Annotated in this window: 10 protein-coding genes; 8 read left to right on the plus strand and 2 right to left on the minus strand. The window is 54.3% G+C overall.

All coding sequences use genetic code 11. The annotated features are described in order from the left end of the window. Window positions 1-66 precede the first annotated feature (66 nt). Both BOC67_RS10365 and BOC67_RS10370 read right to left on the minus strand, forming a co-directional pair. Window positions 67-1,527 (minus strand): T9SS type A sorting domain-containing protein, encoded by a 1,461-nt coding sequence (locus tag BOC67_RS10365; RefSeq protein WP_291910036.1) that lies wholly within the window; start codon window positions 1,525-1,527, stop codon window positions 67-69. Between the two features lie 83 nt (window positions 1,528-1,610). Then, window positions 1,611-2,387 (minus strand): chondroitinase-B domain-containing protein, encoded by a 777-nt coding sequence (locus BOC67_RS10370; protein ID WP_291910038.1) that lies wholly within the window; start codon window positions 2,385-2,387, stop codon window positions 1,611-1,613. 621 nt (window positions 2,388-3,008) lie between these two features. Between BOC67_RS10370 and BOC67_RS10375 the strand changes: the two genes are divergently transcribed. From BOC67_RS10375 to BOC67_RS10410, 8 genes are all read left to right on the plus strand, one after another. After that, window positions 3,009-3,881, plus strand: a complete 873-nt coding sequence (locus tag BOC67_RS10375) for an alpha/beta hydrolase-fold protein (RefSeq protein WP_291910039.1) — start codon at window positions 3,009-3,011, stop codon at window positions 3,879-3,881. A 61-nt stretch (window positions 3,882-3,942) separates the two neighbouring features. Then, a complete protein-coding gene (locus BOC67_RS10380) occupies window positions 3,943-6,540 on the plus strand; it encodes a glycoside hydrolase family 3 C-terminal domain-containing protein (protein WP_291910041.1) in 2,598 nt (865 codons plus the stop codon). Window positions 6,541-6,542: 2 nt separating this feature from the next. After that, on the plus strand, window positions 6,543-9,122 hold the full coding sequence (locus BOC67_RS10385; protein WP_291910043.1) for an endo-1,4-beta-xylanase: 2,580 nt from the start codon (window positions 6,543-6,545) through the stop codon (window positions 9,120-9,122). A 30-nt stretch (window positions 9,123-9,152) separates the two neighbouring features. Continuing rightward, window positions 9,153-9,743: an RNA polymerase sigma factor gene (locus tag BOC67_RS10390; RefSeq protein WP_291910044.1), complete on the plus strand. Its 591-nt coding sequence runs from the start codon at window positions 9,153-9,155 to the stop codon at window positions 9,741-9,743. 79 nt (window positions 9,744-9,822) lie between these two features. Further along, window positions 9,823-10,914 carry a FecR domain-containing protein gene (locus BOC67_RS10395; protein ID WP_291910046.1) on the plus strand — a complete coding sequence of 364 codons (1,092 nt, stop codon included), beginning with the start codon at window positions 9,823-9,825 and terminating at the stop codon, window positions 10,912-10,914. Between the two features lie 123 nt (window positions 10,915-11,037). Beyond that, the gene (locus tag BOC67_RS10400) at window positions 11,038-14,439 is read left to right on the plus strand and encodes a SusC/RagA family TonB-linked outer membrane protein (RefSeq protein ID WP_291910047.1); all 3,402 of its coding nucleotides are present in this window, start codon (window positions 11,038-11,040) and stop codon (window positions 14,437-14,439) included. A gap of 11 nt (window positions 14,440-14,450) precedes the next feature. Then, window positions 14,451-16,331: a RagB/SusD family nutrient uptake outer membrane protein gene (locus tag BOC67_RS10405; protein ID WP_291910048.1), complete on the plus strand. Its 1,881-nt coding sequence runs from the start codon at window positions 14,451-14,453 to the stop codon at window positions 16,329-16,331. A gap of 19 nt (window positions 16,332-16,350) precedes the next feature. Then, window positions 16,351-19,197 carry a SusC/RagA family TonB-linked outer membrane protein gene (locus BOC67_RS10410; protein ID WP_291910049.1) on the plus strand — a complete coding sequence of 949 codons (2,847 nt, stop codon included), beginning with the start codon at window positions 16,351-16,353 and terminating at the stop codon, window positions 19,195-19,197. The last annotated feature ends 5 nt before the right edge of the window (window positions 19,198-19,202 follow it).

A 19,202-nucleotide genomic window follows, 5' to 3' on the forward strand; every position in this document is an offset into this window, starting at 1 on the left:
CGCGGGAGGTTTTTTTTTACTCGTATAAAACAACGGCGATGCGGGTGACGCATCGCCGTTACCAGTTTAATACTTCGTCACCAGCTTCACCCACTTGTGCACGCCATCGTACACAAACAAATAATACACCCCGGTCTGGCAAGCCGAGATATCCAGCACAATCTCAAATTTTTTGTCGTTCTTCCGGATCATATTCGATTTTACGAGGAACCCATTTATATCGAACAGCTGCATGAGGTATTGCTTACCGTCATCCTTGTTGTCCAGCTTCACTTTCAGCAGTCCGTGAGTAGGGTTGGGGTACACCATGATCTTGATGCCGTCATGCTTGCTGTCAAGTCCGTATATCAGTACTGATTGCGCAACGCTGTCCGCCGGCAGGTAGTTTTCATTTCCCGCAGCGGTGGCTAGTATGCGCACTTCTCCTTCAGCCGTACCCGTTAGTTGCCCGTTAGCAATGGTTCCCGGCCCAGCGACTACTGCATACGCCACCGGCAGGCCCGCGCTGGAGCTGGCGTTCAGCAGCGTCTGTTCGCCCACCGCCTTGGGAGGGATAGGGGCAAAGGTGATAGTTTGCGCAGCTTTATTTACCGTAAACGAAACCGTATCCGCAGCAGGGAAGTAGAAATCATCCCCTGCCTGGGAAGCCCGCAGCGTTACCGTGCCTGCGCCGGTCAGCGTCAGCATTTCCCCGTCAAATGTGGCGGGGCCGGAGAGCACTTCCAGGGTGGTTTCCAGCTCGGAGCTGGCGGTGGCCGTTACTTCAAAAGGCGCGTCCCCAAAGGTTTTCTCAGGGATGTCGCCAATAGAGACGGTCTGCTTCTTCCGTTGAAATATTTCCCATTCGGCAAACTGCGTACCTGCGTAACCGTTATTGGCGGTTATGTTGAGCCGGTAATACTGGTACGGCGTGGTATTGGTAAAGGTAAACAGGCGCAGCTGGTTCCTGCCGGTAAAGGTTTCATTGCTGCGGGTATCCAGCGTGACCCAGTTCACGCCGTCCGTTGAGCCCAGGAAGGTCCAGTCCTTCGGATCCCGCGTGGCTACGTCGTTAGCGGAAGTAATCGTATAGGAAACTGCAATGGCAGGCACGCTGGACTTGTATTGCACCCACAAGGCGGTTTTGCCGCTGATGTAATATTTGGTAGTCGCCTTATTGTCGATCAGGCTGGGGAAGTTTTCCGCCGGCTTGGAGCTGTTCGTGTATTGCGCAGTGATAACGCCCTTGTTGTCCGTAATATCGAACGGATCCTCCGCTGCGGGTTGCTGCTGCGGATTTTTCAGGAGTTCTATTTCCGCCAGTTGCAGCCCCGCCCCGCCGTTGTTGGCCGTGATGTTCAGGCGGAAGTAGCGGTAGGCGGTTGTATCGGTAATGGGATAGGTTTTAGTGATGCCGGTGGAGTCAAACGTTTCACCGGTGCGACTATCCAGCGTAACCCAACTGAGGCTGTCGTTCGAAGCCTGCAGCTGCCAGTTGCGGGGATTCAACGCTGGCGCTCCTGCGGGAGCGGTCAGCGTATATTTCACCAATACCTCCGGCGTTTTGGAGATGTACAGGATCCACGCTGCCGGCTGATCAATGTAGTAGCGGGTGGATTTTTGATTATCCGTCAGGCTGGTGAAATTCTCAGCCGGGTTGTCAGTATTGGCGTATTGTGCGCGTAACGTCCCGCCGTTTCCGCGGCGTCAAAGAGGTTGTTTTCTATCGTAAAGAATGCGCCGTCCGTGCCCATTTCATCATAGCGGCCATAGCCCCAGACGCGGAATATCTCCGAGCCGTTGCCGGACCCGCCCATGTTCTGGAAAAAGCAGCTGTCCACCTTATTGTAACGGGCGCCCGACGCGTGATTGCCAACGGCCGGCTGGTGGTGGTTCTTGCCGGTGAAGTAACATTTGTCCATCCGGTTATAGGAGCCTTTAAAATACACCCAGTAGTAGCTGGTGGACCTCACCGGTGGATTGTATTTAATGAAGGCGGTATTCGTCAGCCGGCAGTTGGAGGAGTTGAAGTTGACGATAGCCCCGCTGCTCAGCGCGCCGCCTTTAAAACACAACCCGCTGGCCACGAGGTTGGGAGCGGAGAAGGTGAGGGTAGAGGCGCCCGTCAGGATAACTTTCCCCGGCGTTTGCGCCCGCAACACCACCTGCCGGGTAGCGGTGGCCGTAGCGCCGAAGTTGATGCTGACGTCCGTCCAGACGCCGTTCATCATCACGATGGTGTCGCCCGGCGCTGATGCGGCAATAGCGGCGTTTAACTGGGAGCCGCTGGCGGCCGTGCGCACGGTTTGCGCGGTGGTGGTTTGGGTGATCCCTACCGCCAGGAAGCAGGCTGCTATCCAGCTGCGTTGTAGGAAATGCCGTTTTTTTAACGTAGAATTAAGCGTCATAGTTTTGGTTGTTTATATAAGAAAGGGTGATGCGCAAGTACGGGGTATATTCCTTTTTCTCGAAGGGGGGGCACTACCGATACTATGACTAAAATAGGTATTCAATCGATTGCAGAGTGGGATGATTTTAGCGGGGATTGATTGTTTTTTGCTTAAAAGTGCTAAGCCTTAAAAAGATGAAGACACGGTATTACCTTTTGGGGTTTTTATTTTTGATGTGCGTCGCCTTGTATTACTACAATTCAAAAGAACAGCGGCTAAAAAGACAGATCAAATGCTGGAACGAAAGAGTCAGGGAATTTCAGGACAGCGCCAGGCATTAAGGTACTTCTTTCAAGTACGGCATATGGAGCAGTGATATTTTAAAAATAACCAGGCATTTATACCCTGGTTCCTCCTCCATCTCCCCAAAAAAATAAATTAAAATATTTAATAATAACCCTAACGCCAATTTTCTTCCCGGAAAATAATTGTCACAATTACAATTTATTTTTTACTTTAGTCTACGCTTGCACGCCAAGCATCCATTATACTGTTTAGTGAACAGCTGATAGCCTCAGCCCTGCATCCTTTTAGGATATTTTGACACGTTATAAAGATTAGATGCCCAAAAAAAACGTTATGAAAAAAGTTCTTCTTACTGCCAGTCTCTTCATGTTTTATAACTGCGCAGTAACCGCTCAAACCACCCTCCGGCACGCGCCGGAAGGCTTCGATACGCCCCGGCCACAAACCGCCAAAGGCGTCATCGACACCATTCAATACCCGTCCAAAACAGTTGGCGCCACCAGGAGAGCCCTCGTGTACCTGCCGCCGGGATATTCCCCGCAAAAGCAGTACCCCGTGCTGTACCTCCTCCACGGCATCGGCGGGGATGAATTTGAATGGCTCCACGGCGGTCAGCCACAGGTCATACTCGACAACCTGTACGCGGATCATAAGCTGGCCGATATGATCGTAGTCATGCCCAACGGCCGCGCGATGAAAGATGACCGCGCCACCGGCGATATCATGGCCAGGGATAAAGTGGAAGCATTCGCCACCTTCGAAAAAGACCTGCTGCAGGACCTCATCCCCTTCATCGAACAGCAGTACCCTGCCCTGAAGGACCGCGAGCACCGCGCCATAGCAGGGCTCTCCATGGGAGGAGGGCAGTCGCTTAACTTCGGCCTCGGCAACCTAGACCAGTTCGCCTGGGTAGGCGCTTTCTCCGCCGCGCCAAATACCAAAAGCCCGGAGCTGCTCGTGCCCGATCCCGCAAAAGCCAAACAGCAACTCAAACTCCTGTTTCTCTCCTGCGGCGATGGCGACCGGCTCATCACCTTCACCAGCAGAACGCACGAGTACCTCGACCAGCACCAGGTGCCGCATATCTACTACATAGAACCAGGCGTACACGACTTCAAAGTCTGGAAAAATGGCCTCTACCTCTATTCGCAATTCCTCTTCAAACCCGTGGATACCGCAGCCTATAAAAAGTATTCTACCCTTTGAAGATGATTGTCTAACAGTTCTTTGCCGGCACGCCGGCACACAAATGTCAACCACGTTATAAATGAAAAAACTATTCTTTTTCATACTAATCGCTATTGCCACCCCCGCGCTCGCACAGGAATACAAGAGCTACCCCATGTGGAACCCGGCATTGCCCGTGGAGCAACGGGTACAAGACCTCGTATCCCGCCTGACGCTGGAGGAAAAAGTGAAACAAATGCTGAATGCCGCGCCGGCCGTACCGCGACTCGGGATTCCGGCGTACGACTGGTGGAACGAAACCCTGCACGGGGTCGCACGTACGCCATATCCCGTAACGTCCTACCCACAGGCCATCGCCATGGCGGCCACCTGGGATACGGCGGCATTACACCTCATGGCCGATTACTCCGCCACCGAAGGCCGCGCCGTTCATAACCGCGCAACCGCAGAAGGGAAGAGCCACCAGCGCTATATGGGCCTCACCTACTGGACGCCCAACATCAATATCTTCCGCGATCCCAGGTGGGGCCGCGGCCAGGAAACCTATGGGGAAGATCCCTATCTCACCGCCAAACTGGGCGCCGCCTTCGTACGCGGCCTGCAGGGCGATGATCCGAAATACCTGAAAGCAGCCGCCTGCGCCAAACACTTCGCAGTGCACAGCGGCCCGGAACCCAGCCGCCACGTCGATAACTTCTCGCCATCCGCCTACGACCTCTGGGATACCTACCTGCCGGCATTCCATGAGCTGATCGTCAACGCAAAAGTCGCCGGCGTCATGTGCGCCTATAACGCGGTAAACAACCAGCCCTGCTGCGCCAACGACCTGCTGATGGTGGACATCCTGCGGAATAAATGGAAATTCGACGGTTATGTAACGAGCGACTGCTGGGCCATCGACGACTTCTTTAAATACCATAAAACGCATAAGGACTCCGCTTCCGCCGCAGTGGACGCCGTGATGCACGGAACGGATATTGAATGCGGCACCTCCGTGTACTATACGCTGGTGAACGCCGTGAAAAACGGCATGATCTCCGAAGAGCAGATCAATACCTCCGTGAAAAAACTCTTCACCATCCGCTACCGCCTCGGCATGTTCGACCCGCCGGCCATGGTGCCATACGCGCAAACTTCCGGCGCGGAGCTGGAATCCCCGCAGCACGTGGCGCATGCGCTGAAAATGGCCCGGGAGTCCATCGTACTGCTGAAAAACAACAACCAGCTGCTGCCCCTCCGCAAGAACCTGAAAAAGATCGCAGTCATCGGTCCTAATGCGGACAACAGGATCGCCGTGCTGGGCAACTACAACGGCATGCCCTCCCGCGTGGTAACGCTGCTGGATGGCATCAAAGCCAAACTGGGCCCTAACGTGGAGACGATATACGAAAAAGCGATTAATTATACGGACGATACCCTGCTCGTTTACCGCGACATCGCGCCGCTGCTTTCCTTTAATAATCAGCCCGGCGTGCAGGCGGAATATTTCAACAACGACAACCTGGAAGGTACGCCGCTGGCAACCGCCCTGGAAAAGGAAATCGATCACTATTGGCCAGAAGGCCAGACGCCGGCGGCAGGACTCAATACCACCAGGTTTTCCGGCCGTTATACCACCTTCCTGAAAGCGCCCGCCACGGAAACGATGAACTTTGAAGCGGATGCGGACGACGGTTATCGTATATACGTTAACGGTAGACTCAGGATTGACGCCTGGCTGCGTAACCGCTGGGGCGCACGCCAGTTCCAGCTGCCGGTACAAAAGGACAGCAGCTACAAAATCGTCGTAGAGTTCTATCAAAACGAAGGCAACGCCAGCATCCGCCTCAAGGCAGGCAACCGTGTGAAAACGGATTTCAGCGCGCTCGCGCAACGATTGAAAGACGTGGACGCCATCATCTTTGCCGGCGGCATCTCCCCGCAACTGGAAGGAGAGGAAATGCCGGTGAAAGTACCGGGTTTCAACGGGGGCGACAGAACCTCCATCCTCCTGCCTGCCGTGCAAACGCAGCTCCTGCAGGCACTCCAGGCCACCGGCAAACCGGTCGTGTTTGTGATGATGACCGGCAGCGCCATCGCCTGCCCCTGGGAAGATAAACACCTCCCTGCCATCCTCAACGCCTGGTACGGCGGCCAGCAGGCAGGTACGGCCATCGCGGACGTTCTGTTCGGGGATTACAATCCCTCCGGCCGCCTCCCGGTTACCTTCTACCAGTCGGACGATGACCTGCCCGGCTTTAGCGACTACTCCATGAAAGGCCGCACCTACCGCTATTTCAAAGGAACGCCCCTGTATCCCTTTGGCTATGGCCTCAGCTACACCCGCTTTACCTACAAGCAACTGCAACTGAAAGGCAACACCGTTACGGCGGTGGTAACCAATAGTGGTAAGGTGGGGGGAGAAGAAGTAGTGCAGCTGTACATTAGTCACCCGGGTATCAACGGCGCTCCCGTACGGTCACTCCGTGGGTTCCAGCGCCTCTGCCTCCGCCCCGGCGAATCCAGACAAATCAGTTTTACCATTACGCCGGAAGCAACCACGCTGCTGGATAATAACGGGGTCGCCTATACGCCGAAAGGCAACATCATGATCAGCGTCGGGGGCGGACAGCCAAACGTTGCCAACCCCGCCACCAGCAATGTACTGACCACCACCGTTGATCACCTAACGCTTTAACCATGAAAAAACTACTCTTACTGGTATCCATTATATTCGGGTCCGCCCTGGCTGCCTTCGCGCAACAGCAGGGCAACCCGGTGATTTATGCGGACGTGCCTGATATCTCTGTCATCCGCAATGGCGACACGTATTACATGAGCAGCACCACCATGCACCTCTCGCCGGGCGTGCCCATCATGAAATCCAAAGACCTCGTCAACTGGCAGCTCGTCAGCTACGCGTATGATCGGCTCGACAGTTCGGATGCGCTCGACCTCGCCAACGGCGCAAACGCCTATGGTAAAGGCTCCTGGGCCAGCAGCCTGCGCTACCACAAAGGCGCGTACTACGTCAGCACTTTTTCCGGTACTACCGGTAAAACGTATATCTACAGCACGAAGAACATCGAAAAAGGACCCTGGAAAGCAGTGTCGTTCAAACCTTCCCTGCACGACCACTCCCTGTTTTTCGACGATAACGGTCGCGCCTATATGATTTATGGCAGCGGTAAAATCATGCTGGCGGAGCTAAAGAGCGATCTCTCCGGCATTAAACCCGGTACGGAGCCGCAGGTGCTCATCGCCAATGCCAGCAGTCCGGCAGGGCCCAATGTAGGCCTGCCGGCGGAAGGCTCCCAGCTGTTCAAATACAAAGGGAAATACTACCTGTTTAATATCTGCTGGCCTAAAGACGGCATGCGTACGGTGGTGATCCACCGGGCGGACCGCCTTACGGGCCCTTACGAAGGCCGCATCGGCCTGCAGGACAAAGGCGTGGCGCAGGGTGGCCTGATCAGCACGCCGGCAGGGGATTGGTACGCCTACCTGTTCCGCGATTACGGCGCGGTAGGCCGCACGCCTTACCTCGTACCCGTTACCTGGAAGGACGGCTGGCCCGTTCTCGGAACGGACGGCAAAGTGCCGGATACCCTTCACCTCCCGCCCAGCAAAGGTTACAACCCGGGCATCGTTTGCGGGGATGAATTTTCCCGCCAGCCGGGGGAACCCTCGCTGCCGCTGGCCTGGCAATGGAATCATTATCCGGACCGGGAACACTGGTCCCTGACGGCCAGGCCGGGCTACCTCCGCCTCACCACCAGCCGGGTAGACGCTGAGGTGACCCAGGCCCGTAACACCCTCACCCAGCGGACGTTCGGGCCGCTGTCCGCCGGCGCCACGGCCATAGACGCCAGCGGGATGAAAGCCGGCGACTGCGCCGGGCTGGTACTGCTGCAAAAAAATTATGGCTGGGTAGGCGTAAAAGCCAGCGCAAATGGTAAAAGCCTCGTCATGGTGAAAACGCAGGACGGGCAGCCGGTAGAAGCAGCGAGCGTGCCGCTGTCGCAGGACGTCGTGTACCTCAAGGCAGTGGCGGATTTCAGGGACAGGGCGGACAAAGGCTATTTCTATTACAGCCTGAACGGGACCGACTGGCGGCCGATTGGCGACGTGTTGCAAATGGCCTACACCATTCCGCACTTCATGGGCTACCGTTTCGGCCTGTTCAATTTCGCTACCAGCGCGCCTGGCGGCCATGCGGACTTTGATTACTTCCATATCGATGATAAACAGGTTGAAACTGCCTACTCCCCATCCGACAAAGGGTTGAAGGATTACTACCGGGATTATTTTCCTATAGGCGCCGCCGTTACCCCATGGGCCCTGAAAGGGGAGGAGGCGGCGCTGATCAGGCAGCAGTTCAGCAGCCTGACACCGGAGAACGCCATGAAAATGGCCGTTATACATCCCCGGGAAGGGCAGTACAATTTTGCAGGGGCGGACTCCATTGTGGCCTTTGCCGTACGCAACGGCTTAAAGGTCCGTGGCCATGCGCTCTGCTGGCATAACCAGGCCCCGGGCTGGATGTTCAGGGACGAGAAAGGAGATACCGTCTCCAAAGCCGTATTACTCCAACGCCTGAAGGAGCATATCACCACCGTGGTAACGCGGTACAAGGGTAAAGTCTATGCCTGGGATGTGGTGAACGAAGCCATCAGCGACCAGCGGGATGAGTTCTACCGCAACTCCCCCTGGCTGCGCATCTGCGGCCCTGAATTCATTGAAAAAGCTTTCCGCTGGGCCCATGAGGCGGATCCGGACGCGGTCTTGTTTTATAACGATTACAATGAAATCAATCCCGTCAAGCGCGCAAAAATCATCCGCATGATCAACGGGCTAAAGGAACAGGGCGTGCCTATCCATGCCGTTGGCCTGCAGGCGCACTGGGCGGTCAACGAACCGTCGGCACAGCAGCTGGAAACCACGTTGCAGGAGTTTGCAACGCTGCAACTGCCGCTGCAGATCACGGAGCTGGATATATCCGTGTATCCGAAGGAACACGAATCCCGGGCAGCCAAACCGGCGGACTCCCTGACGGCCTACACGGCGGAGCGGGAACGCCTGCAGTCGGAGCAATACAAACGCTGCTTCGACCTGTTCCGCAAATACAGGCAGGTCATTACCGGCGTTACTTTCTGGAACGTGTCCGACCGGTATAGCTGGCTGGATAACTTTCCCGTGAGAGGCCGCAAGGATTATCCGCTGCTGTTTGACCAGCAGCTCAGGCCCAAGAAGGCCTTCTGGCAGGTAGCAGTTTTTTAGAAATTATCTGGTACTGTAAAAACCCGGTAAATGCAGCAGGAAAACCACATCAAAGATTTGCAATTGCGTATAGCCCTGGAGGATATGAAAGCCTACAATGCGCTCTATCTCCTGTTATTCGATGGGCTCCACCGGTTCGCCTATTCCATTGTAAAGTCAAGCGAGGTGGCGGAAGAAGTGGTGTCGGATGCATTTATAAAATTGTGGCAGGTGCGCCATACCATCAATAACATCGATAACCTTAAGGTCTATTTGTATGTGATCACCAAAAACTTCGCGCTCAACTACCACGCGCAAAAGCGCAAAGTGCATATGGTTCAGCTGGACGACCTGGAAGTAACGGCCGTCATGGAATTCAACAGCCCGGAGAACGTGTACATTTCAAATGAGATCATTGGTAAAATACAAGCAGCGATCCGGCAATTGCCCCCGCAATGCCGGATCATCTTTCAGCTCGTCAAGGAAGACGGCCTGCGGTACAAGGAGGTAGCCGCCATCCTGGGCCTGTCCGTACTTACCGTCCGGAACCAGCTGGCCATCGCGATCAGGAAAGTGATGGAAGCGCTGCCCCCGCAATACAAAACCCTCTTCCAGTTCCAGAACCGTTTTTCCCCTTCCTGAACCATCACAAAAAAAATTTTATTTCCCTTTGGTACATTTTCACATTTCCACTTGTCCTTATTATAACAGTTAGCTGTATATGCCGGTAGATCAAAAATTTTGGTTATTAGTAAGTCTGAAGTTAAGCGGAGAAGCAACTCCTGAAGAACTGGCGCAATTGGATCTGCTGGTGGCGCAGGACCCTGAGCTGAAAGCGCAGGAGCAACTGCTTGCTTCCATCTGGCATACTAAACAGCAGGCCTCCGGCGTCAGCAAGGAGGATGCGCTGTCCAAACACCTGGTACGGCTGCAGCAGCTGCAAAAAACTGCGGAACCGCAGGAAGCGCCGCCGGCGCCCGTACAAGGCGCCGCCAAACGCTGGTACTGGCTGGCCGCCGCGGCCCTGGTATTCGGCTGCTTTGCCGGCGTCAAATACCTGTATAACGCTAACGGTTATACGTCCGATCCGCTGGCCAGTCACGTTTATACCGTAAAGCCAGGCCAGCGCATGAAAATACAACTCCCGGACGGCACCGGCGTATGGCTGAACGCAGGCAGTAAAATGTCGTACGCCGGGGATTTTAAAGGAGAGAAGAGGGAAGTGCAACTCTCCGGGGAAGCGTTTTTTGATGTGGCGGCGGATAAGAACAGGCCGTTCATTATCCATACCCACACCATCGACCTGCGGGTGCTGGGTACGGCCTTCAACATCAGGTCGTACGAAGATGAAAGGGAAACGGAAGCGGCGCTCGTAAGAGGAGCGGTAGAAGTAACCCTCCGCAACGACCCGGGAAAAAAGATTATCCTGAAACCAAAAGAAAAAATACTGGTAAACAGCTGCCGCAATGATAGCGCTGTTTACACCCTGACCGGACCAAAATCAACGGAAGAAAGCCCCCTGATAGTACTCAGCAAAATACGCTACTGGGGCAGAGACAGCAGCAACAACCTGGAATCAGCCTGGGTAAAAAACCGCCTCGTGTTCGATAAGGAAACGCTGGACAACATCGCGGGAAAAATCGAACGCTGGTATAATGTTCAAATTAATATTACCGACAGCGGCCTGAACGAAGCAACCTACACCGGTGTGTTTGAAAACGAAAAACTGGAAGAAGTACTGGAAGCATTACGACTCACCGGCGGGTTCCACTATTCTATTAATGGAAATACAGTAACGATCAACCGAAAATAAAAATCTGATACAAAAAGCAAAAACAAAACAGAAGGTAAATGTAATTCTCCACGTGCCTTCAGGCGGAGCTTTGTCCTGCCGGGGCGAATAGTATTATTTCACGTTTGACAAGTTATGAACAACATGGCCAAAAAACTGCTGCCTGCCTGGTCCCTTACCGCAAGGTGTACCCTGCTGATCACCGGCATGCTCTTCCTGCTATCCTTTACCAACGCGCCTTCCCAGGATGCTATCAGCCTGACCTTAGACAAGGTGGACCTCATCCGGGTATTCAAGGCAATTGAAGCGCAGGGGCGCTACCGGTTCGTGTACAAAGAAGAAATTCTTCCGCGCGAAAAGCGTGTAACCATTCACGTTAGAAACGCTTCGGTGGATGAAGTCCTCGGCATCGCCCTGGAAAACACCACGCTCACCTACCGCAAAATCAACAGCAACCTCGTTACCATCGTACCCCTTACGCCGGAAAAAAGTCCTTCCGCCATAGGCGACCCCGTGAAAGGAAAAGTCGTCAACGAAAAAGGCGAACCGCTCCCCGGCGCCTCCGTAGTGGAAAAAGGTACCAGGAACTCCGCCATCACCCGCGCGGATGGCTCCTTTTCCATCCAGGTATCAGACCCTAAGGCGGTACTGCTGGTGACCTTTGTGGGCTACGCCCCGGGGGAAACAACGCTCAAAGCCGGCCAAACCTCCGTAGCCATTCAGCTGCTGCCGGTATCCGTATCCATGAACGACTTTGTAGTCGTTGGTTACGGCCGCCAGAAAAAAGAAAGCGTGGTAGCCGCCGTATCCCAGGTGAACGGGGCGGTGCTGGAACGCGCCGGCGGTGTGTCCAGCGTAGGCGCCGCGCTGACGGGTAACCTGCCCGGGCTCATCACCTCCGCCAGTACGGGCCTCCCCGGCGAAGAAGATCCCCGCATCATCATCCGCGGACGCAGCACCTGGAATAACTCGGACCCGCTCATTCTCGTGGATGGCGTGGAAAGGCCCATGACCAGCGTCGACATCAGCTCCGTTGAATCCATCTCCGTCCTGAAAGACGCTTCCGCCACCGCCGTATTCGGCGTGCGCGGGGCCAACGGCGTTATCCTCATCACCACCAAAAGAGGGCAGGCCGGCAAAGCTTCCATCAGGGGTACAGTCAATACCATCATGAAAGTGCCTTCCAAACTGCCGGGCAAATACGACAGCTACGACGCGCTGCGCATCCGCAACCAGGCCATTGAATATGAACTGGCGCTGCGGCCGGAAGGCTGGAACGACTACCTCCCGGAAGCCATCCTCCAAAAATACCGCAACCCAGCCAGCCTGGAAGAGGCAGAACGCTATCCGAACGTGGACTGGGCTAAAGTGCTGTTTAAGGATTACGCGATGTCCAACAACGCCAGCGTAAACATCAGCGGCGGTACCCGTACGGTGAAATACTTCACCAGTGCCGACTTCCTCAGCGAAGGCGACCTGTTCAAAATATATGACAACAAGCGGGGATATAAACCGGGATTCGGTTTTAAGCGACTCAACGTACGCAGTAACCTCGATTTCCAACTGACTCCCTCCACCTTGTTCAAAACAAATCTCTTCGGCTCCTATGGCGTGCGTAAAAGTCCATGGGGCTTTAACGGTACGCAGTACGGCGCGTGGATAGATGCCTATACCACCGCGCCGGATGTGTTTATGCCGGTATATGCGGACGGCTCCTGGGGCTTCTATTCGCCCAGCGAAGGCAGGGCGGAAAACTCCGCCAGGTCCCTGGCGATCGGAGGTATCCAGTACCAGACGACTACCCGCATCACTACCGACTTTACCATCGATCAAAACCTGGATATGCTGGTGAAAGGCCTCCGCTTCAACGCCACCGTATCCCTGGATAATACCTTCGTGGAAAGCGACAGGGGCGTTACCGACCTCTATAACGATACACAGCGCAAATGGATAGACCCTGAAACAGGCCTCGCCATTTACAAACAAAAACTGGATGGCGTTACCAACTTCGACTTTCAGGAAGGCGCTAAATGGAGAGCCGCCCCGGGCGCCGTTACCGGCAACCAGCGCAGGCTGTTCTACCAGGCGCAACTCAACTATGCTACCACCATCGGCCAGAAACATAATGTATCCGCAATGGGACTGTTTAACAGGAACCAAAGCGCTTCCGGCAGCGAAATTCCCAACTACCGCGAGGACTGGGTATTCCGTACTACCTACAACTACGCCGGCAAGTACATGGTGGAATATAACGGCGCTTACAACGGCTCTGAAAAATTCAGTGAAGCAAACCGTTTCGCTTTCTTTTCCTCCGGCGGGGTAGGCTGGATACTCTCCAAGGAGAAATTCATGGAGTCGCTCAAATTCCTCGATCAGCTGAAAATCCGCGCTTCTTACGGGCAAATCGGGGACGATAATATCAACGGCAGATGGTTGTACATGTCCCAATGGGCATATGGCGGCCAAACGCGCCTGGGCACCTCCGGCGTGGATGCGGAAACCAGCCCTTATACCTGGTACCGGGAGTCCGTAGTAGGCAACCCGGACCTGCATTGGGAAAAGGTAGAAAAGACCAACCTGGGCCTGGACTTCGGGTTTTTAAACGGACTCGTGTCCGGTAAGGTGGACTTCTTCCGCGACCTGCGCAGCGAAATCCTGCTGGCAGGCAGCAGCCGTTCCATTCCTTCCTACTATGGCACCACCGCCCCGGTAGCCAACCTGGGCCGGGTGAAATCGCAGGGCTATGAAATAGAACTGCACCTGAATCATACGTTCAGGAATAAACTCCGCCTCTGGGCCGACCTGAATATGACCCATTCCGAGAATAAAATCCTCGAGGCGGACAACCCTTCCTTGCTGCCGGATTACCAGAAAACAGAAGGCAAGGAAATCGGTCAAACCTACTCTTACGTCAGCCAGGGTATTTACAACACCTGGGATGAGCTGTACGGCAGCACGATCAACAATACGAACGATAACCAGAAACTTCCCGGTAACTATTACCTGGTGGATTATAACGGCGATGGTATCATTGATGCGCAGGACAACATCCCTTACGGTTACTCCTCCTGGCCGCAGAATACCTATAATGCTACCATCGGTGCGGACTGGAAAGGCTTCAGCGTGTTCGTACAGTTTTACGGTACCAACAACGCTACCAGGCAGGTAGTATTCAATAGTCTTAGCTCCCAAAGTCACCTGGTATATGATGAAGGCGCCTACTGGACGAAGGATAACACAACGGGCGTGATCCCCATGCTGCGTTGGTTATCCACGCCGGCGGGCTATTACAGGGGTACCCAGTATATGTACGACGGTTCTTATGTACGCCTGAAAAATGCGGAAGTCGCCTATACGTTTAACAACCGCTTCATCAAACACCTGGGCCTGGCCTCTTTGCGGGTGTACCTCAATGGCAACAACCTCCTTACCTGGACTAAAATGCCGGACGACAGGGAATCCAACTTCGCCGGCACCGGCTGGGCATCGCAGGGGGCTTACCCTACCGTGAAACGCTACAACCTGGGCGCTAACATCACATTCTAAGCTATTCCACTATGACAAAGCATTATATCAAAACTTTACTGCTCGCCTTCGGCATCATCGTTGCCGCCGGCCTGGTATCCTGTAAAAAGTACCTGGACAGGGCGGACGAGTCTATCGTATCCGGTGATGACGCATTCAAGAACTTCACCAACTTCCAGGGCTTTACCGAAGAGCTGTATAACTGCATCCCCGATTTCAGCAATGCCTACTGGACCAACTCCTGGAACTGGGGGGAAGATGAAATCCAATCCACTGCACGTGATTTTCATTTTGTGGTAAAGATCGACAATGGGGACTTCTGGGGCTGGCAGGCCCAATACGATGGCTGGCAGGCGGGCTGGATGGATCGCAACAACACCAATACCAGCGACGACCGCTTTTCCAAATCCCTCTGGCGGCTGGGTTGGTACGGCATCCGCAAAGCCAACCTGGGACTGGCCAACATCGGGAAGCTGAAAGATGCTACCGACGAGGAAAGAAACCTCATCAAGGGGCAACTCCTTTTCTTCCGGGGTTGGTTCCACTTTATGTTCATGCAATATTTTGGCGGCCTGCCTTATATAGACAAGGTGTTGCCGGGAGATCAGAAGCTTACGCTGCCCCGCCTCAGCTACCAGGAATGTGCGGACAAGGCAGCTGCCGATTTCCAGGAAGCCGCTAATATTCTCCCCGTTCACTGGGACAATACGACGGCGGGCAAGCGCACACTGGGAAAAAATGCGCTGCGTATCAATAAAATAATGGCGTTGGGCTACCTCGGTAAAAACTATTTATGGGCCGGTAGTCCGCTGATGAATTTCGTAACCAACGGCAATAAAAACTACAACGCAGATTACTGTAAAAAAGCGGCGGACGCTTTTGGCGCCCTGCTTTCCCTCTGCGAAAGCGGTGAAGCGCCTTACAGCCTGATCGAGTTCTCCAAATACTACACGAATTTTTATACCATCGGCCAGAACTGGCTGATGCCGGGCGGTACAGAGGCTATTTTCAGAGGTCCTTACTTCAATGGAAACAGCTCCAACTGGGGTACCAGCAAGCAATACCAACCTTCATTTTTATCAGGGGGAGATGTAAAGTTCCTCCCCACAGCGAATTACGTGGATTACTACGGCATGGCCAATGGCTTACCTATCAAGGATATCACCCAGGCGGATCCGGAATCAGGCTACGACCCTGCTTATCCCTGGAAGGGCCGTGATCCGCGCTTCTATAATGATATTGTATTTGATGGTGTAAAATGCGTGCAGGGCGCCACTACAGACGAGGCTAACCGCTACGCGAACCTCTATACGAACGGCAGCTACCGCAACATTTCTACGGGTAGCCGTACAGGTTACCTGCTCTACAAATTCATTCCACGTACGGCGAATGAGTATGACCAGGGTTATTCCTACGATAAAAGCCTCAACATCCACATCCCGTATATGCGCCTGGCGGATGTGTACCTGATGTATGCGGAAGCCGCTGCAGCGGGCTATGGCTCGCCAACGGCCAGCGCTTCCAACTACGGCAAAACAGCAGTGGATGCGGTAAACGTGATCCGCGACCGTGCCGGCGTGGGGCATGTGGCCCCCAGGTTCCTCGCTTCGCCGGATGCATTCATGGAAGAGGTGAGGAGGGAACGCGCCGTAGAGCTTTCATTTGAAGGCCACCGCTTCAACGACCTGCGGAGATGGATGCTGCTGATTGAAAGTCCGTACACGCTGAAAAAATCAATCGAATTTGACCGCGCAGGCACTTTCAATACCACTGATCCCAAACTCAACCGCGTGATCAACCTGCGGGAAGCAGTGATCCTGGAACGCAAGTTCAGTATGAAACATTACTGGCTGCCATTGAAAAATTCTGACGCCAGCATGTACCTCGAATTCCCACAGAATCCCGGCTGGTAACAACTAAAAGGAAATAATCATGAAATATATAAAAACAACCATCCTGCCTTTTGTACTGCTGGGCGCCACTTCGTGGAGCCTGCCCGCGCAGGATAAGAACTATAGCGAGATCGTGGCCAAATTGCAGGATACCGCCCGGCCGGTAACACAGCCCCAACAGGTACAGGTAGCCTTCCGCAAGGCCGCCCCGCAGGACCTCGCCGGCTACGTGCCGGTGGTGAACATGGAGGAACTCATGCGCCAGAACTACCTCACCTATCCGCTGGATGGTATGGAAGCGCTGGCCCCCGGCTTCAACGGCAACAGCCTCTGGGGCATGGGTAGCTACCTCCTCCTGATCGACGGCGTGCCACGCGATATCGGGAATGTAATGCCTACGGAAATCGCACAGATCTCCTTCCTGAAAGGAGTGGAGGCAGTGGCGCTCTACGGCAGCCGCGCCGCCAAAGGCGTGATCTGCATAACTACCAAAAGAGGGCAGGCCAATAACACCCGGATCGACGTAAGGGTAAACTCCGGTCTGAACGTGCCTAAGCGCTATCCGCAATACCTGGGCTCCGCCGAGTATATGACGCTCTATAACGAAGCCAGGGCCAACGACGGGCTCGCCAAACTATACAGCGACGAAACGATTTATAACTACGCCGCCGGCAAAAATCCTTATCGCTATCCTAACGTGGACTACTATTCGGACGAGTACCTGAAAAAGATGTATAGTCGCCTCGATGCCACGGCGGAAATTTCAGGCGGTAACGATAAAGCCCGCTACTACACCAACGTCGGCTACTGGACGGCCGGCTCCCTGCTCAACTTTGGCCAGGCGCAGAAAAATGACCGCTCCGGCAGGTTCAATATCCGTGGTAATATCGATATTAACCTGAACGACTATATCTCCTGTAATGTAGACGCTACGGCCATTTTCTACACCGGTAAAGGCGTGAACACGAACTACTGGAGCAGCGCCGCCACCCTGCGCCCTTACCGCTTTGCGCCGCTCATTCCCATCGATATGCTGGAAGCGGATGATGACGCTTCCCAGCTGCTCGTACAAAACAGCAATCATATCATCGACGGGAAGTACCTCCTGGGCGGTACGCAGCTGGATCAAACAAATCCCTTCGCTGCCATCTATGCGGGCGGGTATAACAGCTATACGAGCAGGCAATTCCAGTTTAATACCGGCGTAAATGCCGACCTCCGGAATGTGCTGCGCGGGCTGACCTTCAAAGCCACGATGGCAGTGGATTACGCGACCACTTACAATCTCTCCTATAACAATACCTACGCGGTGTATGAACCGGTGTGGAACAATTACGCAGGTACGGACCTTATCAGCAGCCTGACCAAATACGGGCAGGACGCGACTTCCGGCGTGCAGAACGTGAGCAATACCTGGTACCGGCAGACGATTGCCGCTACCGGCCAGCTGAACTATGTTACCAACGTGGCAAAGGACCATCACATTTCCGCCATGTTCGTGGTAAACGGTTACCAGCAGGGGGAATCAGCCGTGTACCATAAAGTCAGCAATGCCAACCTGGGATTGCAGCTGTCATACAACTACCAGCATAAATATTATTTCGATTTCAGCGGCGCTTATATCCACTCGGCAAAGCTCCCGGAAGGAAACCGGCAGGCATTGTCGCCTACCCTCTCGGTAGGGTGGAAGCTTAGCGAGGAACGGTTTCTCTCGGAAGTGCCCTGGCTGGATATGTTGAAAATACGGGCATCTGCCGGCAGAGTGCACACAGATCTTGACATCTCCGACTATTATTTATACCAGGGATATTACACTGTAGACGGCTCCTGGTACGGCTGGAAAGATGGCTCCGGCATCCCCGCCACCGAATCCCGCAGGGGAGATAATCCGAACATGCGCTTCCCCCGCCGGGACGAGATCAGCGCAGGATTGGAAGCCTCCCTGTTCAACAAGCTCATCACGCTCAATGCGACGGCGTTTAAAAATAAAATCAGCGGCAATATCGTACAGGCGTCAGTGTTATTCCCGTCCTACTTCACTACAGGCTGGCCGGTATCCTCCTTCATTCCCTACGTGAACTACAACGATGATACCCGCTCCGGTTTTGATATAGGCGTTAACGTTAATAAGCGCGTTGGCCAGGTAGACTGGACCCTTGGCGTATCCGCCACCTATTATAAAACGCTGGCCTCCAAACGGGCAGAGGTGTACGAAGATGCGTACCAGTTCCGCCAGGGCCGCCCGCTGGACGCGATCTGGGGCCTGCAAAGCCTCGGCTTCTTCCAGGACCAGGAGGATATCAGCAAATCGCCCACCCAATCCTTCGGCCAGGTAAAACCCGGCGACATCAAATACAAGGACCAGAACGGCGATGGCGTGATCGACGGCCGGGATGAGGTGTACCTCGGAAAAGCCGGCTGGTCAGGCGCTCCGCTCACCTGGGGCGTACACCTGCAGGCCAAATGGAAGGACCTTTCCTTCTTCGCCCTCGGGGTAGGCCGCTATGGCGCTTATGCGTTAAAAAATAATTCCTATTTCTGGGTAGATGGAGAGGACAAGTATTCAGTGGTTACGCGCGACAGGTGGACAGAAGCCACCAGGGCTACTGCCAAATATCCAAGGCTTACGACACTGAACAGCGACAATAATTTCCGCGCTTCTGATTTCTGGCTGTACAGCACCAACCGGTTTGACCTCGGTAAAGTGCAGCTCACCTACGACCTGAATAAGCTGATCGGCAAAAAGAAATTTGTGCGCGAACTGGGCGTGTACCTCAGCGGCGCCAACCTGCTGACCATAGCGGCAGAGCGGGAAACGCTGGAATTGAACATCGGCAGTGCGCCGCAGACCCGTTTCTATAACCTGGGCGTGAAAGCGCTATTTTAAAAATC

This window comes from Chitinophaga sp. CB10 (genome assembly GCA_001870995.2).
Classification (GTDB): domain Bacteria; phylum Bacteroidota; class Bacteroidia; order Chitinophagales; family Chitinophagaceae; genus Chitinophaga.

Coding starts and splice junctions, on each gene's coding strand:
- BOC67_RS10370 (WP_291910038.1), bottom strand. CDS start 2,387: ATGACGCTTAATTCTACGTTAAAAAAACGGCATTTCCTACAACGCAGC.
- BOC67_RS10375 (WP_291910039.1), top strand. CDS start 3,009: ATGAAAAAAGTTCTTCTTACTGCCAGTCTCTTCATGTTTTATAACTGC.
- BOC67_RS10380 (WP_291910041.1), top strand. CDS start 3,943: ATGAAAAAACTATTCTTTTTCATACTAATCGCTATTGCCACCCCCGCG.
- BOC67_RS10385 (WP_291910043.1), top strand. CDS start 6,543: ATGAAAAAACTACTCTTACTGGTATCCATTATATTCGGGTCCGCCCTG.
- BOC67_RS10390 (WP_291910044.1), top strand. CDS start 9,153: ATGCAGCAGGAAAACCACATCAAAGATTTGCAATTGCGTATAGCCCTG.
- BOC67_RS10395 (WP_291910046.1), top strand. CDS start 9,823: ATGCCGGTAGATCAAAAATTTTGGTTATTAGTAAGTCTGAAGTTAAGC.
- BOC67_RS10400 (WP_291910047.1), top strand. CDS start 11,038: ATGGCCAAAAAACTGCTGCCTGCCTGGTCCCTTACCGCAAGGTGTACC.
- BOC67_RS10405 (WP_291910048.1), top strand. CDS start 14,451: ATGACAAAGCATTATATCAAAACTTTACTGCTCGCCTTCGGCATCATC.
- BOC67_RS10410 (WP_291910049.1), top strand. CDS start 16,351: ATGAAATATATAAAAACAACCATCCTGCCTTTTGTACTGCTGGGCGCC.